Source organism: Marinobacter koreensis (assembly GCF_023156285.1).
GTDB classification, from domain to species: domain Bacteria; phylum Pseudomonadota; class Gammaproteobacteria; order Pseudomonadales; family Oleiphilaceae; genus Marinobacter; species Marinobacter koreensis.
Window position 1 is genome coordinate 118,570 of the sequence record NZ_JAKZAJ010000006.1, and the last position, 22,556, is coordinate 141,125.

At 55.7% G+C, this 22,556-nt stretch carries 22 protein-coding genes and 1 tRNA gene; 13 read left to right on the forward strand and 10 right to left on the reverse strand.

The window, feature by feature from the left end; genetic code table 11:
- The first annotated feature begins 118 nt into the window (after nucleotides 1-118).
- The 3 genes from MLD04_RS16040 to MLD04_RS16050 are packed head-to-tail and all read left to right on the forward strand — an operon-like array spanning nucleotide 119 to nucleotide 3,382.
- Nucleotides 119-916 (forward strand): ATP-dependent zinc protease family protein, encoded by a 798-nt coding sequence (locus MLD04_RS16040; protein ID WP_248160453.1) that lies wholly within the window; start codon nucleotides 119-121, stop codon nucleotides 914-916.
- Nucleotides 913-2,430 carry an inactive transglutaminase family protein gene (locus MLD04_RS16045; RefSeq protein ID WP_248160454.1) on the forward strand — a complete coding sequence of 506 codons (1,518 nt, stop codon included), beginning with the start codon at nucleotides 913-915 and terminating at the stop codon, nucleotides 2,428-2,430. Before MLD04_RS16040 ends, MLD04_RS16045 begins: the two co-directional genes overlap by 4 nt.
- Before the next feature lies 1 nt (nucleotide 2,431).
- Entirely contained in the window at nucleotides 2,432-3,382 is a 951-nt protein-coding gene (locus tag MLD04_RS16050; RefSeq protein ID WP_248160455.1) for an alpha-L-glutamate ligase-like protein, read from the forward strand.
- Between the two features lie 65 nt (nucleotides 3,383-3,447).
- On the opposite strand, the gene MLD04_RS16055 is transcribed toward MLD04_RS16050, so the two are convergent.
- Entirely contained in the window at nucleotides 3,448-5,037 is a 1,590-nt protein-coding gene (locus MLD04_RS16055; RefSeq protein WP_248160456.1) for a BCCT family transporter, read from the reverse strand.
- Between the two features lie 239 nt (nucleotides 5,038-5,276).
- Here MLD04_RS16055 and MLD04_RS16060 point away from each other — a divergent pair, with 239 nt between their 5' ends.
- From MLD04_RS16060 to MLD04_RS17730, 3 genes are all read left to right on the forward strand, one after another.
- Entirely contained in the window at nucleotides 5,277-6,920 is a 1,644-nt protein-coding gene (locus tag MLD04_RS16060; RefSeq protein WP_248160457.1) for an FMN-binding glutamate synthase family protein, read from the forward strand.
- Nucleotides 6,921-7,037: 117 nt separating this feature from the next.
- Nucleotides 7,038-7,114, forward strand: a tRNA-Pro gene (locus tag MLD04_RS16065).
- Between the two features lie 156 nt (nucleotides 7,115-7,270).
- Nucleotides 7,271-8,245 (forward strand): substrate-binding periplasmic protein, encoded by a 975-nt coding sequence (locus tag MLD04_RS17730; protein WP_248160458.1) that lies wholly within the window; start codon nucleotides 7,271-7,273, stop codon nucleotides 8,243-8,245.
- Between the two features lie 70 nt (nucleotides 8,246-8,315).
- Here the strand turns inward: MLD04_RS17730 and MLD04_RS16075 are convergent, their stop codons facing one another.
- Nucleotides 8,316-8,513 (reverse strand): hypothetical protein, encoded by a 198-nt coding sequence (locus MLD04_RS16075; protein WP_248160459.1) that lies wholly within the window; start codon nucleotides 8,511-8,513, stop codon nucleotides 8,316-8,318.
- 503 nt (nucleotides 8,514-9,016) lie between these two features.
- On the opposite strand from MLD04_RS16075, the gene cyoA reads away from it, so the two are divergent.
- The 7 genes from cyoA to MLD04_RS16110 all read left to right on the forward strand — a co-directional run bounded on the left by cyoA (nucleotide 9,017) and on the right by MLD04_RS16110 (nucleotide 14,986).
- Nucleotides 9,017-9,949, forward strand: a complete 933-nt coding sequence (gene cyoA, locus MLD04_RS16080) for a ubiquinol oxidase subunit II (protein ID WP_248160460.1) — start codon at nucleotides 9,017-9,019, stop codon at nucleotides 9,947-9,949.
- Between the two features lie 4 nt (nucleotides 9,950-9,953).
- Nucleotides 9,954-11,945: a cytochrome o ubiquinol oxidase subunit I gene (gene cyoB, locus MLD04_RS16085; RefSeq protein WP_248160461.1), complete on the forward strand. Its 1,992-nt coding sequence runs from the start codon at nucleotides 9,954-9,956 to the stop codon at nucleotides 11,943-11,945.
- Nucleotides 11,946-11,947: 2 nt separating this feature from the next.
- Nucleotides 11,948-12,568, forward strand: coding sequence for a cytochrome o ubiquinol oxidase subunit III (locus MLD04_RS16090; RefSeq protein WP_248160462.1), 621 nt, complete (start codon nucleotides 11,948-11,950; stop codon nucleotides 12,566-12,568).
- Nucleotides 12,568-12,894 carry a cytochrome o ubiquinol oxidase subunit IV gene (gene cyoD / locus MLD04_RS16095; RefSeq protein ID WP_248160463.1) on the forward strand — a complete coding sequence of 109 codons (327 nt, stop codon included), beginning with the start codon at nucleotides 12,568-12,570 and terminating at the stop codon, nucleotides 12,892-12,894. Before MLD04_RS16090 ends, cyoD begins: the two co-directional genes overlap by 1 nt.
- Nucleotides 12,894-13,784: a heme o synthase gene (gene cyoE, locus MLD04_RS16100; protein WP_248160464.1), complete on the forward strand. Its 891-nt coding sequence runs from the start codon at nucleotides 12,894-12,896 to the stop codon at nucleotides 13,782-13,784. The genes cyoD and cyoE overlap by 1 nt, the downstream gene beginning before the upstream one ends.
- A 242-nt stretch (nucleotides 13,785-14,026) precedes the next feature.
- Nucleotides 14,027-14,638 (forward strand): Yip1 family protein, encoded by a 612-nt coding sequence (locus MLD04_RS16105; RefSeq protein ID WP_248160465.1) that lies wholly within the window; start codon nucleotides 14,027-14,029, stop codon nucleotides 14,636-14,638.
- A 159-nt stretch (nucleotides 14,639-14,797) separates the two neighbouring features.
- Entirely contained in the window at nucleotides 14,798-14,986 is a 189-nt protein-coding gene (locus MLD04_RS16110; RefSeq protein ID WP_248160466.1) for a YgaP family membrane protein, read from the forward strand.
- A 72-nt stretch (nucleotides 14,987-15,058) separates the two neighbouring features.
- Here MLD04_RS16110 and MLD04_RS16115 read toward each other — a convergent pair whose 3' ends face one another.
- The 8 genes from MLD04_RS16115 to thrS form a co-directional block, all read right to left on the reverse strand.
- Nucleotides 15,059-15,424: a MerR family transcriptional regulator gene (locus MLD04_RS16115; protein ID WP_008937691.1), complete on the reverse strand. Its 366-nt coding sequence runs from the start codon at nucleotides 15,422-15,424 to the stop codon at nucleotides 15,059-15,061.
- A complete protein-coding gene (gene ihfA, locus MLD04_RS16120) occupies nucleotides 15,405-15,707 on the reverse strand; it encodes an integration host factor subunit alpha (RefSeq protein WP_007151838.1) in 303 nt (100 codons plus the stop codon). Before ihfA ends, MLD04_RS16115 begins: the two co-directional genes overlap by 20 nt.
- A gap of 3 nt (nucleotides 15,708-15,710) precedes the next feature.
- On the reverse strand, nucleotides 15,711-18,083 hold the full coding sequence (gene pheT / locus MLD04_RS16125; protein ID WP_248160467.1) for a phenylalanine--tRNA ligase subunit beta: 2,373 nt from the start codon (nucleotides 18,081-18,083) through the stop codon (nucleotides 15,711-15,713).
- Between the two features lie 72 nt (nucleotides 18,084-18,155).
- The gene (gene pheS / locus MLD04_RS16130) at nucleotides 18,156-19,154 is read right to left on the reverse strand and encodes a phenylalanine--tRNA ligase subunit alpha (protein WP_248160468.1); all 999 of its coding nucleotides are present in this window, start codon (nucleotides 19,152-19,154) and stop codon (nucleotides 18,156-18,158) included.
- Between the two features lie 137 nt (nucleotides 19,155-19,291).
- Complete coding sequence (rplT, locus tag MLD04_RS16135; protein ID WP_248160469.1) at nucleotides 19,292-19,645, reverse strand: 50S ribosomal protein L20; 354 nt, start codon at nucleotides 19,643-19,645, stop codon at nucleotides 19,292-19,294.
- Between the two features lie 29 nt (nucleotides 19,646-19,674).
- Nucleotides 19,675-19,866, reverse strand: coding sequence for a 50S ribosomal protein L35 (rpmI, locus tag MLD04_RS16140; protein ID WP_008937687.1), 192 nt, complete (start codon nucleotides 19,864-19,866; stop codon nucleotides 19,675-19,677).
- 92 nt (nucleotides 19,867-19,958) lie between these two features.
- Nucleotides 19,959-20,504 carry a translation initiation factor IF-3 gene (infC, locus tag MLD04_RS16145; protein WP_239039229.1) on the reverse strand — a complete coding sequence of 182 codons (546 nt, stop codon included), beginning with the start codon at nucleotides 20,502-20,504 and terminating at the stop codon, nucleotides 19,959-19,961.
- Nucleotides 20,501-22,426, reverse strand: a complete 1,926-nt coding sequence (gene thrS / locus MLD04_RS16150; protein ID WP_248160470.1) for a threonine--tRNA ligase — start codon at nucleotides 22,424-22,426, stop codon at nucleotides 20,501-20,503. The genes infC and thrS overlap by 4 nt, the downstream gene beginning before the upstream one ends.
- Nucleotides 22,427-22,556 lie beyond the last annotated feature (130 nt).

The following is a 22,556-nucleotide window of genomic DNA, read 5'->3' on the forward strand; positions in this document are numbered from 1 at the left end:
AAAGCCACTATACGGTGTGGTTAATGTATAATTCCGCTCCTTATTAATATCGTTAAGGCAGAGAACCATGGAGGCTTCATTGTCCAGGGTTCGACCGTCTGCCGTCTCAGGGGTTTTCATGGGGTTCAGTCACTCACCGGCTGGTTTTACGTTTTCTCGTGTTCTGATCTTGGCGACAGCCGGCCTTCTACTCGCCGGGTGCACGGCTAACCGCTATCTGATGGTGCCCAAGAGCAACCTGGAAGGCCTCAGCAACTCGGTGCAGTCACAGCGGGCAACCCTGGTGACCATGGAAGGCAATGCCGCCGCCCGCCAGAATCAGCTCCTCGAACGCCAGGATGCGTCGACCGAGACGATCCTGAATGCCATTGCCGAACAGGTGAAGAAGCCCTCATGCCCTCCGGTTCAGCCCCGAACCGCCTGCCCGAAACCGGAAGATCTCGGACGGGCCGCCCATCTGAACGGCAAATTGATCGTGGGCGAACTTGAAAAGTTCTATCTTGCCAACGCCAACCAGGTTTACACCGCACGCATCGACAGTGGCGCAGAGACGTCCTCCATCGACGCACGCAACATCACCCGTTTCGAACGCGACGGGCGCAATTTTGTGCGGTTCGACGTGCCCGTGCCGGGAACCGACCAGTTTGTGACACTGGAGAAGGAAGTCGCGCGTCGGGTACGCATCGTTCAGGCCAGCGCCGATGAGTCCGAACACAGGGTGGTCGTTGAACTGCAGTTTGCGATTGGCGATCACAAGCAGGTCGCCGAGTTTACACTGGCGGACCGCAGCGATCTGGATTACGAGGTTCTGATCGGTCGCAATATCCTGCGAGACGTGATGCTTATCGATGTCGGGAAGGAATTCGCGACCGAACTCCCGGCCAAGCTGACCCAGCCCAACGGAGACGATTCTTGACCAATCCGTCGCGCATTCCGTTTTACGTCGCCGTACTTCTGCTGATCGGCGCCGGCATTTCCCTGGCGATCTGGCGCCACATGGAGCTTGGCATTCCCTGGCTGGCCGGCGAACAGCGGCCGGTCTGGATGGTCGAAGCCCGGATTGACTTCGACAGCAACAACGGCCCGGTGCTTGCCAGCCTCAACGTCCCGGAGCAGCCCCCCGGATTCAGCATCATTTCCGAACAGGCGGCTTCGCCCGGTTACGGCTTTTCCATCGTGGGCAAGAACGGGAATCGAAGGGCTGAGTGGACCAAGCGTGACGTCGTAGGGCCACAGACCCTGTATTTCAAAGCCCAGTTTGTGCCATCGGATCGCGACCGACCCGACCTCTCCGCACGCAAGCCTAGGGCCCACGACGTTTTCTGGGAAGAACCCCAGGCCACTGCTGTACGTGAAATTCTCGACCAGGCACGGGAACGTTCCAGTACCCCGGAAAGCATGACCCGGGAGGTTATCCGACTGATGCGGCCGGACGGCGCCAACCAGAATACGGCCCTGCTCGCCTCTGACGGTGATAACATCTCGCTCCTCGTCAAGATGCTCAACCATGCGGGCATACCCGCTCGGACGGCCGATGGACTCAGGCTTGAGGATGCCCGGCGGCGACAACAGCTCATGCCGTTCCTGCAGATCTACAACGGGTCCCGCTGGCTGACCTTTGATCCGAAAACCGGTGAACAGGGACTGCCGGACAACCTGCTGCTTTGGCGGGAAGGATCCGCCTCCCTCCTGGATGTGGTCGGCGGCGACAACTCCCGGGTAAGCTTTTCCATGCTCCGGCAGACCGTGCCTGCCCTCCAGCTGGCCACGATGCAGTCCAAGTCCAACAGTCTTGGCTACCTGGGCTTCTACGAGTTACCCATCGAAGAGCAGAGCATGTTCCGCCTGTTGCTGCTGCTTCCGCTTGGCGCCTTCGTGGTTGCCTTCATGCGTATGCTTATCGGCATAAGAACATCCGGCACCTTTATGCCCGTGCTGATTGCCGTGGCCTTTGTTCAAACCGCGCTGATCCCGGGACTGGTCGCCTTCGTGGCGATTGTTGCGATTGGCCTCCTGATGCGGGGTTACCTGTCGAGCCTGAACCTGCTGCTGGTCTCCCGGATTTCCGCTCTCATCATACTGGTTATTTTCATCACCGCCGGTCTGTCTGTCTTTGGCTATCAGATGGGGTTCAATACCGGCATGACCGTCACCTTTTTCCCGATGGTCATCATCGCCTGGACCATCGAGCGCATGTCCATCCTGTGGGAAGAAGAAGGGGTTCGGGAGGTTCTGATCCAGGGCACCGGCAGCCTGTTTGTCGCAGTGTGCGCCTATTTGCTGATGAGCATACCTCTTTCGGGCCATCTGACTTTCAATTTCCCGGAGCTGCACCTGGTGATTCTGGGGCTGATTCTTCTGATGGGTCAGTACACCGGCTACAAGCTGACCGAACTGCGGCGCTTTTCACCCATGAAGGTTTACGACTGAGATGGGCTGGATTTCACCTCGGGCACTGAACCGGCTGGGCATGCTCAACATGAACCGGCGCAATGTGGACTACATCGCGCGGTATAACGAGCGTGCCTCGTACCCACTGGTGGACAACAAACTCAAGACCAAACTCGTAGTCGCCGAGTACGGGGTGAAAACTCCCAGGCTCCTCCAGGTGGTTCGTGAGCAGCATGAAATCTCGCATTTCCGTGAAATGGCCGAGGATCTGGCCGGCTTTGCCATCAAACCCGCGAAAGGCTCCGGCGGCAAAGGCATCACCGTCATTACCGGACGCGACGGCGACGAATACATCAAAGGTTCCGGTGTGCGGGTGAATGCCGGGTATCTGGAGCGTCACCTGACCAATATTCTGGCGGGCCTGTACTCACTGGCGGGCACACCCGATGTCGCCATCGTTGAGAACCTGGTGCAATCCGAGCCAACTCTTGCTCGCTATTCCCATCAGGGCGTTCCCGACATCCGGATTGTCGTTTTCAGGGGCTATCCGGTGATGGCCATGCTTCGGGTCGCCACCACAGCTTCCGATGGCAAAGCGAACCTGCACCAGGGCGCGATCGGTGTCGGCCTGGACCTGGGTTCCGGAAGAGGCCTCAATGCCGTCCAGTTCAATCGCCCGACCCTTCTTCATCCCGATACCGGGCTGGCGCTGGAGAACATCCAGATCTCCGACTGGGAGCTGATGCTTGAGATGGCAGCCCGATGTTACGAAGCCACCGGCCTGGGCTACATGGGCGTCGATCTGGTGGTGGATGCCAACGAAGGCCCCCTGCTTCTGGAGCTGAACGCCCGGCCGGGGCTCGCCATACAGATGGCGAACGGACAGGGCCTGCTCCCTCGCCTGAAGACCATCGAGAAACTCAAGCGCCCGCACTTTACGCCGCAGGAACGGGCCGAATTCGCCATGGCAACCTTCGCCGCCCGCGCCTGAACCGTTGCGCAGGCAAAAAAAACCGGGGCAATGCCCCGGTTTTTTTTACTCAAGCCCGCACAGGATCAGAGTTCACCCCGTGCAACGAGCAACTTGCGTTCGTGACTGAGGCCCTTGAGAAGCCCCCAGGTCATGATCAGCAGGATCAGAGTAAAGGGCAGACCCGCACTGATTGCAGTGGCCTGAATGGCTCCCAGAGCATCGGCACCACCGCCGAAGATCAGCGCGGCCGCAATAGCACCTTCCATCACGGCCCAGAAGACACGCTGTGCGGTCGGCGCGTCGGTTTTACCACCGGCGGTAATGCTGTCGATCACCAGCGAGCCGGAGTCCGACGACGTCACGAAGAAGACCAGAACCAGAACGATGCCCACGAACGAGATAATCTCGGTCAGCGGCAGGTTCGCGAACATCTGGAACATGGCCAGGGACACATCGGTCAGACCATCTTTCGCCAGCGCACCAACACCGTCCTGGATCTGCTCAAGCGCAGTGCCACCGAAGCCACTCATCCAGACAACGGTGATGACCGTCGGAATGATCAGAACCGCGGTAATGAATTCCCGTACGGTACGACCGCTGGAAACCCGTGCGATGAACATACCAACGAACGGTGACCAGGAGATCCACCAGGCCCAGTAGAACACGGTCCAGCCCTGCATCCAGTCTTTATCCTCACGACCGAACGGATTACTCAGCGGAACGATATCCGTGACGTACTGGGAAGAGGTCACCCAGATGGTTTCCAGGATCTTCATGGTAGGGCCGGCAAAGATAATGAAGAACAACAGCACGCCGGCGACGCCCATATTGATGTTACTGAGTACCTTGACTCCGCCGTCCAGGCCTCGAAGCACCGAGATCAGCGCCACCGAAGTGACCGCTACAATAATGGCCATCTGAACGTTAATGCCCGAGCCGGTTCCGAACAGATAGTCCAGACCCGATGCTGCCTGTTGCGCCCCAAAACCCAGGGAAGTCGCAAGACCAAAGATGGTGGCAACAACCGCAAGCACATCAATGATGTGACCGGGCCAACCCCAGACCTTGTCCCGCAGCAGTGGGAAAAACGCCGAACGGATGGTTAGCGGCATGTTCTTGTTGAAGGCAAAGAACGCAAGGGACAGCGCCACAATTGCGTAGATAGCCCAGGGATGGAGTCCCCAATGGTACATGGTCGCGCCCATGGCAAGGTCCGCCGCCGCAGGCGTGTTGGCCTCAACATTAAAAGGCGTTTTATACCACCCGGTGTAGTAGGCGGTTGGTTCTGCGACCGCCCAGAACATAAGACCGATACCCATACCGGCCGCGAACAGCATCGCGAACCAGGACATGGTCGAAAATTCCGGTTTTGCATCCTGCCCGCCTAACCGTATCTTGCCAACCGGCAAAAAGATCAGCGCCAGGCAAACGATAACGAAGACGTTTGCGCTGAGCAGGAAAAACCAGTCAAAGCTGGCGATGATGTCCCATTTGGCACCATCCAGCATTTCCTTGGCCTGTTCCGGAAACATCAGGGTACCGATGACAAAACCCACGACGATGAGCGCTGACACCGGGAACACCCAGTTATGAAGATCCAGGCCCAGAACGTTGATATTGTCCTGGCCCGCGACGTAGTCCGTCTGATATTCGTCTTTCACTACCTCGCCCACAATATGGCGCCTCCTGGTTGTTGAAATTCAATGTCAGAATCGGAATCCGAACGTTAAAAACGCGACAGTCTAATGTTTTGAGGTCAAAACATCAAAGCGACAATCCTTCGCGTTTGCATCCTTATCAGGATAGCTCAAATTGAGGCATATCAAGGTCTGCCCACAGCGATCGACTGGCCAGCCGGCTTCGTACCGTTATACTGATCAGCAGTCGCCCAAGCCACCAACCAGAGGTCTACATGGCGAAAACCACTACCTTTCCGATACGTTACTCCGTCTATGCACTGAGTCTCGCCGGCCTGGCGATCTCCCTGCCTCTCTCCCTGTGGCTCGGTGAGGGCTACCTCATCACGATCATTTTCGCCGCCCTCTCCGCCGTAGGAACCTACGACTGCCTTCAGACCAGACATACGGTCAGCCGCAACTATCCGATCTCCGCACACATCCGGTATCTCGCCGAGTCCATTGGCCCGGAGATCCGCCAGTACTTCATTCAGGACGACACGGAAGAGCGCCCCTTCTCGAGGGAGCAGCGTGCGATTGTCTACCAGCGGGCCAAAAACGTTCTGGACAAACGCCCCTTTGGCACCCTGCTGCACACCTATGAGGAAGGCTTCGAATGGATGAGTCACTCACTGACACCCACCCGGATTCCGGACTCCGATTTCCGCATTGTCATTGGCAAAAATCGCCCAAAGCCTTATAGCGCCAGCGTTTTCAACATTTCGGCAATGAGCTTCGGTTCGCTATCGGCAAACGCGATCCTCAGCCTGAATACCGGCGCCAGAATGGGCAACTTCTACCACGACACCGGTGAGGGCTCGATTTCACGCTATCACCGGCAACCCGGTGGTGATCTGGTGTGGGAGATTGGGTCCGGCTATTTCGGATGTCGCAACAAGGACGGCACATTCAACGAGGAGATGTTCCGCAAGAATGCCGTGCTCGACCAGGTAAAAATGATAGAGGTCAAACTATCTCAAGGGGCCAAGCCCGGACACGGAGGTATACTGCCCGGCGCCAAGGTGACCGAAGAAATCGCGGAAGCCCGCGGCGTGTCAGTGGGCGAGGATTGCGTTTCTCCTGCCAGCCATTCGGCGTTCTCAACCCCGATCGAGCTCCTGGAATTTCTTGATCATCTGCGCGAACTCTCGGGCGGCAAGCCGGTCGGCTTCAAATTGGCCGTTGGTCACGCGTGGGAATGGTTCGCCATCGTGAAGGCAATGCTCAAGACCGGTCGCCGGCCCGATTTTATCGTGGTTGATGGCGGCGAAGGCGGAACCGGCGCCGCACCTCTGGAGTTTATCAACCGGCTCGGCATGCCCATGACCGAGGCCCTGCTGCTGGTACACAACACTCTGGTCGCCACCAATCTGCGGGACGAAATAGCCATCGGCGCTGCCGGCAAGATCACCTCCGCGTTCAACGTGGCCCGCACTCTGGCGCTCGGTGCCGACTGGTGCAACGCCGCCAGGGGCTATATGTTCGCCCTGGGCTGCATCCAGTCACTGAGCTGCCACACGGGGAAATGTCCGACCGGCGTCGCCACGCAGGACCCTCGCCGGAGCGAGAAACTGGACGTGGAGGACAAGAGTGTCCGGGTATACAACTTCCACAAGAACACCCTGGATGCATTGCAGAACCTTCTGCAGGCGTCGGGGCTGAACCACCCTTCTGAACTCGGCCCGGAGCATATCGTTCGCCGGATGTCGAGCACCGAGATCCGTTCCTATCTCGACCTCTACCACTTCCTTGAACCAGGCGCCCTGCTTGAGGGTGAAACCGGGCATTCAGTGTTCGACAAGTTCTGGGAACATGCCGACGCGGAGAGCTTCGCTCCGCCGAGCTTTATAAAGGAGCTGAGGGAAACCAAACTGCGCTGAGTCGGATGACCGGATTTAGAAAAAAGGATGTTTATTTTTCCAAAGCTCTCGTGTAGACTTCGCTCCCGCTAAGCCACTGAGGGATCCGACACAAGTCGCTCATTGGCCAGCAGTTTTCGGGGCGTAGCGCAGCTTGGTAGCGCATCTGCATGGGGTGCAGAGGGTCGCAGGTTCAAATCCTGCCGTCCCGACCAGATTGATCAACGACTTAGGCCAATCCTTCGGGGTTGGCCTTTTTCGTTTTTGAATCTCCTCAATAGTAGCGCCACGATTTGCAAAATGTAGCTTGAACTCTACAGTGAATACAAAGGCTCCAATTGAAGGGGCAGAAGCTTTTCTGGTATGCAGTCGTGAAACGCGTCCTGCGAATATTTGCTAACGGTGGGAAAGTGAAAAGGATGTTTATTGTCCGGTCCAAAGCCGCAATAGTTCGTCCACGGAGCTTCTACACCCGTTGGCTCATTGTGTGCCTGTACGCTGGCATCATCTCCTTTACAACGGTAACGCTGGCTGATCCAGGAAGTGAGTCAGCAGGACAAGACGAGTATTTAGCGTCAACTCATCCCCCCTCCATCGAGGACATCGAAGAGCTTACCCTTGACAGCTCAACGGAGCGATTTGGTCAACCAATATCAGCGAGCATTCCAACACGGCCCACGATTAATTTGGCAGCTCCTGGAAAAGCCTTTGTTCAAGACATCTCAATCAGAGTACTACAAGAAGCTTACGATAAATTGGGTTATAAGCTTTTAGTCCATAAATTACCGAACCTTCGCTCCTTGATGTCTGCGAACAACGGCAAATACGATGGAGAAGTTTCACGCGTTGCTGATCTCAACGCAATCTACCCTAATTTGCATCTCGTACCGACACCAGTAAACGTCGTCAATATCGTCGCACTAGGACGGCCGGATAGCGCTAATATCCACAAAATTGAGAATATTCGAGAAAATCCACTCTGTGTAAGAGGGAATGTCATAGTCGAGATCTTGGCCAGTGAAAACCACATTCAGTGCGTATTCGTTGTCAACATAGATCAAGTGCTGGCGATGGTAAGTCTGGGGAGAGCTAAATACGCTCTCGTTCCTGAAACCAATGCAAGAATCTCCCTATTACACTCACCAGTTTCGAATGTTCAGATAATCAGCCCTGTGCTTCATTCAGAAGCTCTTTACCATTATCTAAATGAAAAAAATCTCCACCTTGTTGAACCACTCAACAAGGTATTAAAGGAGATGCGGTCGAGCGGAGAAATCGAACAAATACGTTCGGACTATTTTGCCAGCATACCAAGTCAGTCTGCTGGCAAGTCCGCTATGCATTAGACTGCCAGCAGCGAGTAGAGTAAAGGGAACAAATGCGACCTTAAGTGCAGGTATCCAGGTGGTAGTGACTTCACTCGTGAGTGACGCCGTGTCGGTCAAAGATTTCGTAGACCTCTCTGGCCTCTTCTTGCGGCAGCATTACCCGGATAACCTGCGCCTCTTCGTCAATGTAGATACGATCCTGTGGGATCTCGCTACCTATCAGATCGTCTCGCGTGTTGCGTGCCTGATCCATGTTTTCGAATTTGCCATTAATAGCTTTACTCATTGCCTATCTCCTGACTGATTAGCTTCCATCTTAATCATAGATCTCACAACGATTTCTGCAAATTTACGAACGATCATCACCAGAGCGACACCGATCTCATCCGGGCACCCCAGCTCACCCACAATATTGAATAGCTCCCGGGCTTCACTGGCTTTTCCTGAATCCGAGGTTCTTTCCTGGAAGTGTGGTTAAAATACCTTACAGACACTAACTGCAGGGCTCGCTCCCGCCCCGGCATGACGCCATTTCGGGGCGGGTAGACCGGCCAATCACCCAATTCAAATCGCCTCCTTGACCTAAATCAACTCATCGGTGGAAACGAGCGCTGACTTCCCCCAATATTGGCGCCGATTTCTGCAGGAGGATCAATTTTCGTCGGCTATCACTGAGCCGCCCGGTTCGCGCTGCCTGAAAAACGGTCCTGAAACATCCATTCCAAATAGCTAACTACATGTGAGCGTGCTGTTCAGGCCCTGCCTGTGCTGCTCAAATGAGGTTGAGAAATGAGAGAGAAGAGCTACTTACGCGCCCTGGGCGCTGTACTGTTAGCCGCCTTGCCACTCCTGCTATCAGGGTGCAGCTCGGCGCTAATGGATCCCAAGGGACAGGTCGGTGAAGAACAACGTGTCCTGATTATTACAGCATTCGTGCTGATGCTGATTGTCGTGATTCCCGTCATCGTCATGACCCTGCTCTTTGCCTACCGCTATCGCGAGAGCAACAAGGACGCAACCTACAAGCCCAACTGGGCCCATTCCACCGCCATCGAGGTTGTGGTCTGGTTCATCCCCTGCGTGATCATTGCGGTACTGGCTGTCCTGACCTGGATCACCTCCCACAGTCTTGACCCGTTCAAGCCACTGGAAACCGACAGCGATAAACCACCGGTCGTGATTCAGGCCGTGTCGCTGGACTGGAAATGGGTCTTCATTTATCCGGAACAGAACATTGCGACGGTTAATGAAATCACTTTCCCGGCAAATCGTCCCGTCGAGTTCCAGATTACGTCCGGCACTGTCATGAACGCTTTCTGGATTCCGACCCTGGGCTCGCAGATCTACGCGATGGCAGGAATGGATAGCAGACTCAACCTGATTGCCGATGAGCAGGGCACGTTCGAAGGCCGCTCCAGCAACTACAGTGGCGCCGGCTTCTCTGAAATGACCTTCAAGGCACACGCCGTTTCAGAAGACGATTACCAGAACTGGATTACCAAAGTGAAGGCGTCTGACAAGACCCTTTCCTACAAGGGCAATTACCAGGAACTGGCCGAGCCGAGCGAAGAAAACCCGGTTCAGTATTTCTCAAGCGTTTCACCAAACCTCTACAACAATATCCTCGACGGCTTCCGCAAGGGCGTGGAAGACAAAGGCGAGCATGGTGAAGTCAGTAACTCAGAGCATGGCGAGCGCGTGAGCGCAGAGGCAGTGGAGTAAAACTATGTTCGGAAAATTAACCCTGGACGCAATTCCCTTCCACGAGCCGATCATCATGGTCACGGTTGCCATAATCGCGATCGTTGGTGCCGGTGTCGTTGGCTGGATTACCCTGAACAAGAAGTGGGGCTACCTCTGGCGAGAGTGGATCACTTCCATCGACCACAAGCGACTGGGCATCATGTACTTCCTGGTGGCTCTGGTGATGCTTATTCGCGGCTTTGCGGATGCCATCATGATGCGTACCCAGCAGGCCATGGCCGCCGGTGGCGCAGAAGGTTACCTGCCACCTGAGCACTACGACCAGATCTTCACCGCCCACGGCGTGATCATGATCTTCTTCGTTGCCATGCCGATGGTTATCGGCCTGATGAACCTGCTGGTTCCGCTCCAGATTGGCGCGCGCGACGTAGCCTTCCCGTTCATGAACAACCTGAGTTTCTGGCTGTTCGCAGCGGGCGTTGTACTGGTCAACGTTTCACTGTTCGTCGGTGAGTTCGCCAAGACAGGCTGGCTGGCCTATGCGCCTCTATCCGGGGCCAAATACAGTCCGGGCGTCGGGGTCGATTACTGGATCTGGGCATTGCAGATATCCGGTATCGGTACCACCCTGACCGGCATCAACTTCTTTGTGACCATCATGAAGATGCGCACCAAGGGCATGACCCTCTTCCGCATGCCGATCTTCACCTGGACCTGCCTGGTCACCAACGTGCTGATCATCGCGGCCTTCCCGATCCTGACCGCGACCATTGCCCTGCTGACCCTCGATCGTTACCTCGACTTCCATTTCTTCACCAACGATATGGGCGGTAACCTGATGATGTACGTCAACCTCATCTGGGCCTGGGGCCATCCTGAGGTGTACATCCTGATCCTGCCGGCATTCGGTGTCTTCTCGGAAGTGATCTCCACGTTCTCCAAGAAGCCGCTGTTCGGCTACAACACCATGGTGTGGGCCACCATGGCCATCGGTGTTCTGTCGTTCATTGTCTGGCTGCACCACTTCTTCACCATGGGTGCGGGCGCCAACGTGAATGCCTTCTTCGGCATCATGACGATGATCATCGCAATACCGACGGGCGTGAAGATCTTCAACTGGCTGTTCACCATGTACCGCGGGCGCATCGAGTTCGCCTCTCCGGTACTCTGGACCCTGGGCTTCATCATCACCTTTACCCTTGGCGGTATGACCGGTGTGATGCTGGCCGTGCCTGGCGCCGATTTCGTGCTGCACAACAGCCTGTTCGTCATTGCACACTTCCACAACGTCATCATCGGCGGCGTGGTGTTCGGCATGATGGCCGGTTACTCCTTCTACTTCCCGAAAGCGTTCGGTTTCAAACTGAACGAGAAGTGGGGTAAACGCTCCTTCTGGTTCTGGCTGGTTGGCTTCTACGTCGCCTTCATGCCGCTGTACATCCTGAGCTTCGACGGTGCTGTTCGCCGCATGCAGAGCTACGCCAACACCGATTGGCAGCCTCTGATGATTGTTGCCTGGTTCGGTGCGGTCCTGATCCTCTGCGGCATTCTGTGCACCGCGATCCAGCTATATGTCAGCATTCGCGATCGTAATCAGAACCGTGACGTCACCGGCGATGCCTGGAACGGACGTACTCTGGAGTGGGCTGTCGCTTCACCGCCCCCGTACTACAACTTCTCGCACCTGCCTGAGATCCATTCGATCGACAACTACTGGGCAGACAAGCAGAAGACTCAGGGCAAAGCTCAACTCGCAGATCCCGAGTCCGTCGAATACAACGACATCCATATGCCGCATAACACCAATGCGGGTCCAATCATGGGCCTCTTCAGCATCGTGTTCGGTTTCGCCCTGGTGTGGCATATCTGGTGGATGGTTGGTGTTGGTGCCATTGGCATGTTCGCTGCCTTCATGGCGCGGATCTTCAGTGAGAACACCGACTATCACATCCCGGCCGAGGAAGTGAAGCGGATGGAAACCGAGCACTACAACCGCGTCAAGATGCAGGCTTAAACATGGCAACAGATACGATGACTAATCAACACGTGGCCGCCCATGGCGGCCACGAAGAACACCACGATATGACTGGTCTGAAGATGTACGGGTTCTGGATCTACCTGATGAGTGACCTGATCATCTTCGGTTCCCTGTTTGCGACCTACGCGGTGCTGCATAACGGCACCGCCGGTGGCCCGAGCTCCAAGGACCTGTTCGAGCTGGACTTCGTCCTGATCGAGACGTTCCTGCTGCTGTTCAGTAGTTTCACCTACGGCATGGCCGTTCTCGCCATGAACAAGGATCGTCTCGCGCAGGTCAAGCTCTGGCTCGCCGTGACCTTCATGTTTGGCGCCGGCTTCGTCGGCATGGAAATCTATGAGTTCCATCACCTGATCCTGGAAGGCTTTGGCCCGGATCGCAGCGGCTTCCTGTCGTCCTTCTTCGCGCTGGTTGGCACACACGGCCTGCACGTAAGCTTTGGTCTGCTCTGGATGCTCATCATGTTCATCCAGCTGTTTACCAAGGGGCTGACTGACAAGACCCGTCCACGGATTCTGTGCCTGAGCCTGTTCTGGCACTTCCTGGACATCGTCTGGATCTGCGTGTTTACCTTTGTCTACCTCATGGGAGTTCTGTGATGAGTACCTCTACATCCCACGACGGCGGAAGCCACGGCAGCGTCAAGTCCTATGTGATGGGGCTGATCCTGTCGATCGTACTGACAGTCATTCCGTTTGGCATGGTCATGAAGGGTGGTTTTGATGAAACCACGGTGATCGTGACGATTGTCATCATGGCGGTGCTGCAGGTTCTCCTGCAGCTGATCCTGTTCATGCACATGAACCTGAAGACACAGGAAGGTCGGGACTCCGGCTCGTTCGTGTTCTTTACCGCCGTCATTCTCACCCTGATCATTGGTGGCACAGTGTGGATTATGTATCACCTCAACATCAACTTGATGTAATGGCCGGCACGTCTGTAAAGGACGTGCTGCGGCAGTTCATCGCACTCACCAAGCCGGGGATTATCTTCGGAAATTCCATCTCGGTCATGGGCGGCTATTTCCTGGCCGCCCAGGGTGAGTTCAATCCCGGCCTGTTTGTGGCGGTGCTGATTGGCCTCGGCCTGGTCATTGCGTCCGGCTGCGCGTTCAATAACCTGATTGACCGTGACATCGACGCCGTGATGGAGCGCACCCAGGACCGCCCCCTGGTCCGGGGCACCATCACACCGGCGACAACCTTCGGATTCGCCACGGCACTGGGGCTGGCAGGCTTTACCCTGTTGCTGGGCATTAATCTCCTGACGGTCGGCCTGGCCGTCTTCGGGTTTGCCATCTATGTGGGCGTATACAGCCTGTATGCGAAACGGCAGTCGGTTCACGGAACGCTGATTGGAAGCCTTTCCGGTGCAGTCCCTCCGGTTGTTGGTTATTGTGCGGTCAAGGGCCAGTTCGACACAGGCGCCCTGATCCTGCTGGTCACCTTCTGTCTCTGGCAGATGCCGCACTCCTACGCCATTGCGATTTTCCGGTTCAGCGATTACCAGCGGGTCCGCATTCCGGTTCTTCCGGTGGCCAAAGGCGTGCAGACAGCCAAGTACCACATCGTGGCCTACACCGTCGCCTTTACAGCATCGGCGCTGTGCCTGACCGTTGCTGGCTACACGGGCATCGCCTACTTCGTGGTCGTCCTGCTGATGGGACTGTACTGGCTCAAACTGGGCCTGGCGGGTTTTCGCACCCGGGAAGACATTAAATGGGCCAAAGGCAACTTTGGTTTCTCGATCCTGACCGTGTGCGTGTTGAGCCTGATGATGGGCATCAACGCCTACCTGCCCTCATTCCTCGGCTGATAAACCAAAGCGGGTGCCTCAGGGCACCCGCTTTTTTACTCGTCTCCTCTACCCTACCTCGACCGTCCTTTCCTTTCCCAGTTTCCTTGATTCATGTGAACTCCCGCTCGTAATTCCGTTAGGCAATGTCGCTGATATTCAGCTATACCTTAGTAGTGAGACCAGACAGGAAGGGCGCCCTTCCGGGCCGCCCGATGCGACAGGATGTCGACAACCGCCGACAAGAAGACGAGGGTGAAACTATGCTGACGCATGTATGGGGCCTGTTGACCCATCCCAAGGTTGAGTGGAAAGAGATCGACAGAGAACACGAGTCTGTTCGTCATCTCTACGCACACCATGTGCTGATCCTGGCGGCCATACCGGTCGTCTGTGCCTTCATAGGCACAACCCAGGTAGGCTGGGGGTTTGGTGGCGACCATCCTTTCATCAAGCTGGACCTGTTTAGCGCGCTGCTCGCCGGTATCGCCTTCTATATCGCTATCCTGGCGGCTGTCGTCGCAGTCGGCCACGTCATCCGGGGCATGGCAAAACGGTTCAGAAAGCCCCCCAGTTCCCGTCGCTGCGTGATTTTCGCAGGCTACATCGCCACCCCGATGTTTCTCAGCGGTATCGCCGCTGTTTACCCACTGGTCTGGCTCTGCCTGCTTGCGGGCATTGTTGGTCTTTGCCTCAGCGCCTATCTTCTTTACCTGGGTATCCCCTACTTTCTGGGTATCAGTTCTGAAGAGGGCTTTATCGTTTCCAGTACGACACTGGCGGTAGGCGTTCTGATCCTTGAGGCATTGCTCTCGGTAACCGTCATTCTCTGGGGTTACGGTGAGGTCCTCCTGCCCTGGCTATTCCGCTTCTGATGTAACCCGACGACGGGCAGAGCGCCTTGCAATGGTTTCTCTGCCCCTCACCCCTTTCCTGTTGAACCGTTTATTGATGCGGCTCAAACAATACCAACCCCGGCCCGCCTACTATAATAAGGACAGAACATTCCGTTATTACTGGCTGGAGGCTAAGGTATGTCAATCAATATGGGTGGAGTTGATCGAGTCCTTCGAACATTGATAGGCGTCGTGCTGTTGGCGCTGGTATTTGTCGGCCCGCAGACTCCATGGGGCTGGATAGGCGTGGTACCACTAATTACGGGTTTGGTAGGCATTTGCCCGCTTTACACCCTGCTGGGCATAAAAACCTGTAAGAAATCCTGAGGGTAAACAAGCGAAATGAGACCACCGGAAAGTGGTCTCATAGGTGAGATGGAGGGGGAGACGTCCCTCCTCCTATTTTACCGGCGTATTCAAGACCTCAAGCACCTCCTCGAGTTCAGTGATCATCTGTCGAATCAGTTGCTTGTACTGGGATGTATCGTCCTTGACCTCGTGACTGCTCAATTTCTGTTTGGCGCCACCGATGGTGTATCCCTGATCGTAGAGCAGGCTGCGGATCTGCCTGATGGTGATCACATCCGCCCGCTGGTAATAGCGACGATTGCCCCGGCGCTTGACCGGTGACAACTGAGGAAATTCCTGCTCCCAATACCGCAGTACGTGCGCCTTTACGTTGCACAGCTCCGCGACTTCCCCGATGGTGAAGTAACGCTTTCCCGGGATTGCAGGTAGTTCGTTGTTATGACTGGGTTCCAGCATACGCTTCCACTTTTTGCTTTAGTTTTTGTCCTGGTCGAAACGTTACAACACGCCGTGCACTGATCGGGATTTCCTCACCGGTCTTGGGGTTTCTTCCCGGCCGCTGTTTCTTGTCCCGAAGGTCGAAATTGCCGAAGCCCGACAATTTCACCTGTTCGTTATGGCTGAGTGCGCCTCTGATCTCATCGAAAAAAGCTTCCACCATTTCCTTGGCCTCGCGCTTGTTCAACCCGAGCTCCTCGTACAAGCGCTCTGCCATTTCCGCTTTCGTCAAAGCCGCCATCTCTCAACTCCTCAGTGTTGCCCCCAGCTCTTCTTTCAATGCGTCAATCACACCGGTGAAGAGCGAATGCACTTCGTCCTCGTTCAAGGTGCGCTCAGGATGCTGCCAGAAAAGGCTCAACGCGAGGCTCCGGTTACCCTCACCGAGACTCTCGCCCTCGTATACATCGAACGCACGCAACGCTGTCAGGCGGTCGCCGGCATGCTTTCTTGCCACACGCTCAACATCGGAGAACGCCACATCGGCACCGATTATGATAGCCAAATCCCGGCGGACCTCCGGGAATTTTGAAATTTCTTTGAAATTAGGCACATAACCCGTAACGATTGAATTCAAGAATAGCTCAAACATCAGGATCGTGCCATTAAGTTCAAGATTTTTCTGAACTTGCGGATGCAACGTGCCCAGCCACCCTACATGTTCGCCGTCACGCATCAGTTCGGCCGTCTGCCCCGGATGCAGCGCCGGATGCTGACTGGCGACAAACTGGATCTCGATCCCCAGCAGGCGGAACAATCCTTCCAGCTCCCCTTTTACATCAAAAAAATCGGCTGTTCTGCGACCGTTGACCCAGTTTTCCGGATACTGGTTACCTACCACAACACCGGCCAGCATTGGCTGTTGATCAATACGCTGATCGTTCTGCTCGAACCGGAGCCCGGTTTCGAACAACCGGATCCTCGGTTGTTGGCGATTCTGATTGTACGCGACGGTTTTCAGGAGCCCACTCCAGAGCGTGGTTCGCATGACCGAAAGATCCGCGGAAATCGGATTGGCCAGCGCAATGCCATTACGTTCCGGATCAACCAGCTTCTGTACGGCCGGATCCACAAAGCTGTAGGTCACCGCTTCCTGGTACCCCTGGTCGACGAAATAGTTTCGGATGGCAGACACGGGACGTTTCGCCTCTTCCCGGGCTCGCAACCCAAGCGACCCGGTCGGCTCGGTAACCGGCAGGTTGTTGTAGCCGAAAATCCGTCCCACTTCCTCGATAAGGTCTTCTTCAATCGTGATATCCGGACGGAAACTGGGCACAGAAATCCGCCAGCCGTCCTTGAGTAACTTCTCGACAGGCATGCCGAGACGGGTCAGGATTTCTTCCACCGTCGTGCGGTCAATAGCCAGCCCAAGCACATCCGCCAGACGCTGTTCACGAAGATCGACCACGCGATCGGAGGGCAGGTTCTCCTTACTGGCAACTTCCACGATTTCGCCCGGCTCACCGCCGACGATGTCCATCAACAACTGCGTGGCACGCTCCATGGCCTCCCGTGCGAGCTTGTAGTCGACACCACGCTCAAAACGATGGGAAGCATCGGTATGAAGCCCGTAATGGCGAGCCTTTCCGGCCAGCGTAATCGGATCGAAATAGGCTGCTTCAAGAACAAGGTCCCGGGTTTTAGCACTGACTCCGGAATGTTCGCCACCCATCACTCCGGCAATTGCGACCGGCTTTTCGTGGTCGGCGATAACGAGGGTATCTTCTGTCAGTTCAACCTCTTGTCCGTCGAGAAGGACCAGTTTTTCCTGAGGCTTCGCCATGCGCACCACGATGCCACCCTGGATTTCCTCCCGGTCGAAGGCATGCAGGGGCTGACCCAGTTCGAGCATTACATAGTTGGTGACATCCACCGCAGCATCAATTGATCGGATACCGGAGCGGCGCAGCCTTTCCTGCATCCACAGGGGCGAGGCTGCCTGCAGGTCTACGTTGCGCAGAATACGCCCCAGATATCGCGGACAGCCTTCAGGTGCTTCCACCCGGATCTCCGGCACCTCGGAGTGTGCCGCGGGCACCGGCTGAATATCCGGCTCCGAGACCTGAATACTGTTGAGTACACCAACCTCCCGCGCGATGCCCTTGATCGAGAGGCAATCACTGCGGTTCGGCGTCAGATCGACATCAATGGTGATGTCGTTGAGCTTCAGGTAGTCGGCCATGTCCTGACCGACCGGAGCATCGCCCGGAAGCTCCATCAGTCCGTCGTGGTTGTCCGATAACGCCAGCTCTGACTCGGAACAAAGCATGCCCTGCGAGGGCTGGCCACGAAGCTTGGCCTTTTTGATCTTGAAGTTACCAGGCAGAACCGCTCCGACAACCGCGAAGGGCACTTTCAGCCCCTGCCGGACGTTGGGTGCACCACAAACCACCTGGACCGTCTCGCGGCCATCGTGGACCTGGCAAACCCGTAACTTGTCTGCGTCGGGATGAGGTTCAACAGACTGGACTTCCCCGACCACAACGCCGGTAAATTCGCCGGCGACCGGCTCGAAGCCGTCCACTTCCAGCCCGGCCATCGTGATCTGGTCCATCAATTCCTGGGAGCCAATGTTCGGGTTAACCCACTCGCGCAGCCATTGTTCACTGAATTTCATGGTTTATGCCTTGTCCTGATGCGGTTTCGCCTGTTGAATTGGTTGCCGGTTTGCGCCTTGAAACTGCCCGGATTACCGGAACTGACGCAAAAAGCGCAGATCGTTCTCGAAGAACATGCGCAGATCGTTCACGCCATAGCGCAACATGGCCAGGCGCTCCACGCCCAGACCAAAGGCAAAGCCACGATATTCCTCGGCATCAATACCGCAATAATCGAATACTTTCGGATGCACCATCCCGCAACCCATCACTTCCAGCCACTTGATGCTGCCGTCTGCTTCACGACCCCATTCAATGTCCACTTCCGCTGAGGGCTCGGTAAACGGGAAATAGGAGGGACGGAACCGAACCTCCAGATCGCGCTCGAAGAACACCCGGAGGAACTCCTCGACCGTGCTCTTGAGATCGGCAAAGCTGACATCCTTCTCAACCAGCAGGCCTTCGACCTGGTGGAACATGGGGGTATGGGTCATATCGGAATCACAGCGATAGACCCGGCCCGGGCAGATCATACGGAACGGTGGCTTGCCGGCTTCCATGGTGCGGATCTGAACCGGAGACGTATGGGTACGAAGAAGCGTGCCCGGATTGAAATAGAAGGTGTCGTGCATCGCACGGGCCGGATGATGACCGGGGATATTGAGGGCCTCGAAGTTGTGGTAGTCGTCTTCGATTTCCGGTCCCTGCTCCACGCTGTAACCTGCGCGGGAAAAAATTTCTTCGATCCGCTGGAGAGTCCGGGTAACCGGATGAAGCCCTCCAAGGTCCTGGCCACGCCCCGGCAATGTCACATCAATGGACTCACTGGCCAGCCTGGCTTCGATGGCCGCTTTTTCCAGTTCGGCACGACGTGCATTAATGGCCTGCTCTACCTGCCCCTTCGCTTCGTTAATCTTCTGGCCTGCAGCGGGTCGCTCCTCCGCAGACAGCTTGCCCAGAGTCTTGGCCTGCTGGGTGATCACACCTTTCTTGCCAAGGTACTCCACGCGAATTTGATCAAGTGCCTGCAGGCTGTCCGAGCCTTCTACGGCTTTCAGACCGTCCTGAACCAGTTGCTCCAGGTTTTCCATCGACCCTGCTCCAAACCAGAAATGGGGTAGGTTAAAACAAAAATAGGGGAAGAGCGTGCCCTTCCCCTATCAGGAGGCGCCTTCACGTTTCCATGAGACGCCCGATCGATCTGCAATCGATGAGAGATCTTAAGCGATCACAGGGACGCTTTGGCTTTCTCAACTACAGCAGCAAAAGCCTGCTGCTCATTCATGGCCAGGTCGGCCAGAACCTTACGATCGATTTCGACATTCGCCTTCTTCAGGCCAGCGATCAGACGGCTGTAGGACAGACCGTTGGCGCGGGCACCCGCATTGATACGGGAAATCCACAGGGCGCGGAATGCGCGCTTGCGGTTACGACGGTCGCGGTACGCATACTGACCGGCCTTGATAACCGCCTGTTTGGCAACCCGGAAAACACGGCTACGGGCACCGTAGTAACCCTTGGCCTGATTCATGATCTTCTTGTGACGACGACGTGCTACCACGCCACGCTTTACACGAGCCATACTTTAATCCTTCTTAACCAGTGAGACGCTTATTTGGCGATCATACGCTTGATGGAAGCCACATCGGACTTGGCGATCAGCTTGGTACCACGGAGCTGACGCTTACGCTTGGGGCTCTTCTTGGTCAAGATATGACTGGTGAAGGACTGCTTGTGCTTGAAGCCTGTCGCGGTCTTCTTGAACCGCTTGGTGGCTCCACTTTTACTTTTCATCTTCGGCATTTTTAAAACTCCGCATTCTATTATTTAAAAACAAATATGACCCTGAACGACAAATCCCCCGCCGATGCGGGGGACCGGTCATCGATTCAGACTCACTTCTTCTTGCGGGGCGCCACGACCATGGTCATCTGGCGGCCTTCCATTTTCGGCCGCTGTTCTACCTGGCCCAGCTCTTCAATATCTGCCTCAATGCGGTTCATGAGCTTCATACCAATTTCCTGGTGTGCCATCTCACGCCCACGGAAGCGGATAGTGATTTTGCCGCGGTCCCCGTTTTCAAGGAAACGTACCAGGTTGCGTAGTTTGACCTGATAATCCCCTTCTTCAGTTCCTGGACGGAACTTGACCTCTTTGACCTGCGTCTGCTTCTGCTTTTTCTTGGCAGCCGCCTTGGCCTTCTTCTCTTCGAAGATCTTCTTGCCGTAGTCCATTATCTTACAGACGATCGGATCGGAATCCGTAACCTGAACCAGGTCAAGAGACGCTTCTTCTGCCTGCTTGAGAGCATCCTCAATCGGAACAATACCGACCTGATTGCCTTCGGCGTCAATCAGACGGACTTCAGTTGCGTCAATATTCTCATTGATAGGCGCTTTAGGAGTACGCCCACCCCGATTCGCTCGCTGTTTAATAATCAGATCTCCGTTTTGGTTCTACCTTTACGTTCGACGTCCGCAGCCAGTAGCTTCTCGAACTCGTCGACCGACATGGTTCCCAGGTCCTCACCTTTTCGTGTTCTTACGGCAACGGCGTTGTTCTCGATTTCTTTATCGCCAACAACGACCAGATAGGGAACCTTGTTAAGAGTATGCTCGCGGATTTTAAAGCCGATCTTCTCGTTTCTCAAGTCAGCATTAACCCGATATCCCAAAGAATCCCACTTTTTCGCCAGATTCTGACAATAATCACGCTGATTGTCGGTAATATTCAGTACCGCAACCTGGGTTGGTGCCAACCAGACCGGAAACGCACCTTCATATTCTTCAATCAGGATCCCGATAAAGCGCTCAAAGGAACCCAATACAGCGCGATGCAGCATAACCGGCGTTTTGCGCTCGGAATTGTCGGCCACATACTGGGCGCCCAGACGACCCGGCATTGAGAAATCCACCTGAATGGTTCCGCACTGCCACACCCGGCCAATGCAGTCCTTCAGGGAGAATTCGATTTTCGGGCCATAGAAAGCCCCCTCTCCCGGCAGCAGTTCCCAGTCCACACCTTCGCGGTTCAGGGCTTCCTCCAGAGCGGCTTCCGATTTGTCCCAGACCTCGTCTGAACCCACACGTTTTTCAGGACGGGTGGACAGCTTATAGAGAATGTCGGTAAACCCGAAATCTTTGTACACCTCGTGAAGGAGCTTGATGAACGAGGAGACTTCCGCCTGGATCGCATCCTCCTCACAGAAAATGTGAGCGTCGTCCTGGGTGAAACCGCGAACCCGCATCAATCCATGCAGTGCACCGGACGCCTCGTTCCGGTGACAGGAGCCGAACTCGGCCAGTCGCAGGGGCAGGTCCTTGTAGCTCTTCAGGCCCTGGTTGAACACCTGGACGTGACACGGGCAGTTCATCGGCTTGATTGCGTAGTCGTGCTTCTCCGACTCGGTGGTGAACATGTCATCCTTGAACTTGTCCCAATGGCCGGACTTCTCCCAGAGGGTGCGTGACACCACCTGAGGAGTCTTGATCTCCTGATAGCCGTGCCTGTGGAGCTTGCGGCGCATGTACTGCTCGATTTCCTGGTACAGGGACCAGCCGTCGGGATGCCAGAAAACCATACCCGGCGCTTCTTCCTGCATATGGAACAGGTCGAGCTTCTTACCAATCTTGCGGTGATCCCGCTTCTCTGCCTCTTCCAGGCGGTGCAGGTAAGCCTTGAGATCCTTTTTGTTGCCCCAGGCGGTGCCATAAACCCGCTGCAACTGCTCGTTGCCAGTGTCACCACGCCAGTAGGCACCTGCCACCTTGGTCAGCTTGAATGCCTTGAGCTTGCCGGTGCTGGGCACATGAGGCCCGCGGCACAGATCGATGAAATCACCCTGACGGTAGAAGGAAAGATCCTCCTCCCCCGGGATGTCCTCGATAATCCGGACCTTGTACTCTTCTCCCATCTCATCAAACAGATTCACCGCCTGATCCCGGGACATGATCGACCGGGAAACCGGAATATCCTGCTTCGCGAGTTCTTCCATGCGCTTTTCGATCCGCGCAAGATCTTCATTCGTGAACGGGCGATCGTATTTGAAATCGTAGTAGAAGCCGTTATCGATCACCGGCCCGATGGTTACCTGCGCTTCCGGGAACAGCTCCTTGACCGCCATGGCAAGCAAATGCGCCGTGGAATGACGGATAATATCAACGCCCTCTTCATCCCGATCGGTCACGATGGCCAATTCGGCATCCCGATCGATGAGATGACTGGTGTCCACCAGTTTGCCGTCCACCTTACCGGCCAGAGCGGCTTTTGCCAGCCCCGCACCAATGTCTGCGGCGACGTCGTGAACGGTTACGGATTCAGAAAAACTGCGGTGACTGCCATCCGGCAGGGTAATGACGGGCATGGAATACTCCTCGTGAATGACTCAGCGGTGATCTATACCAAAGATCACATGTCGCCAGCTCACCGCGACACAAACCGCGGGCTGGCCGGGAGGCAGTCTAACAGAAAAAAACCCGGCGGGTTAACGCCGG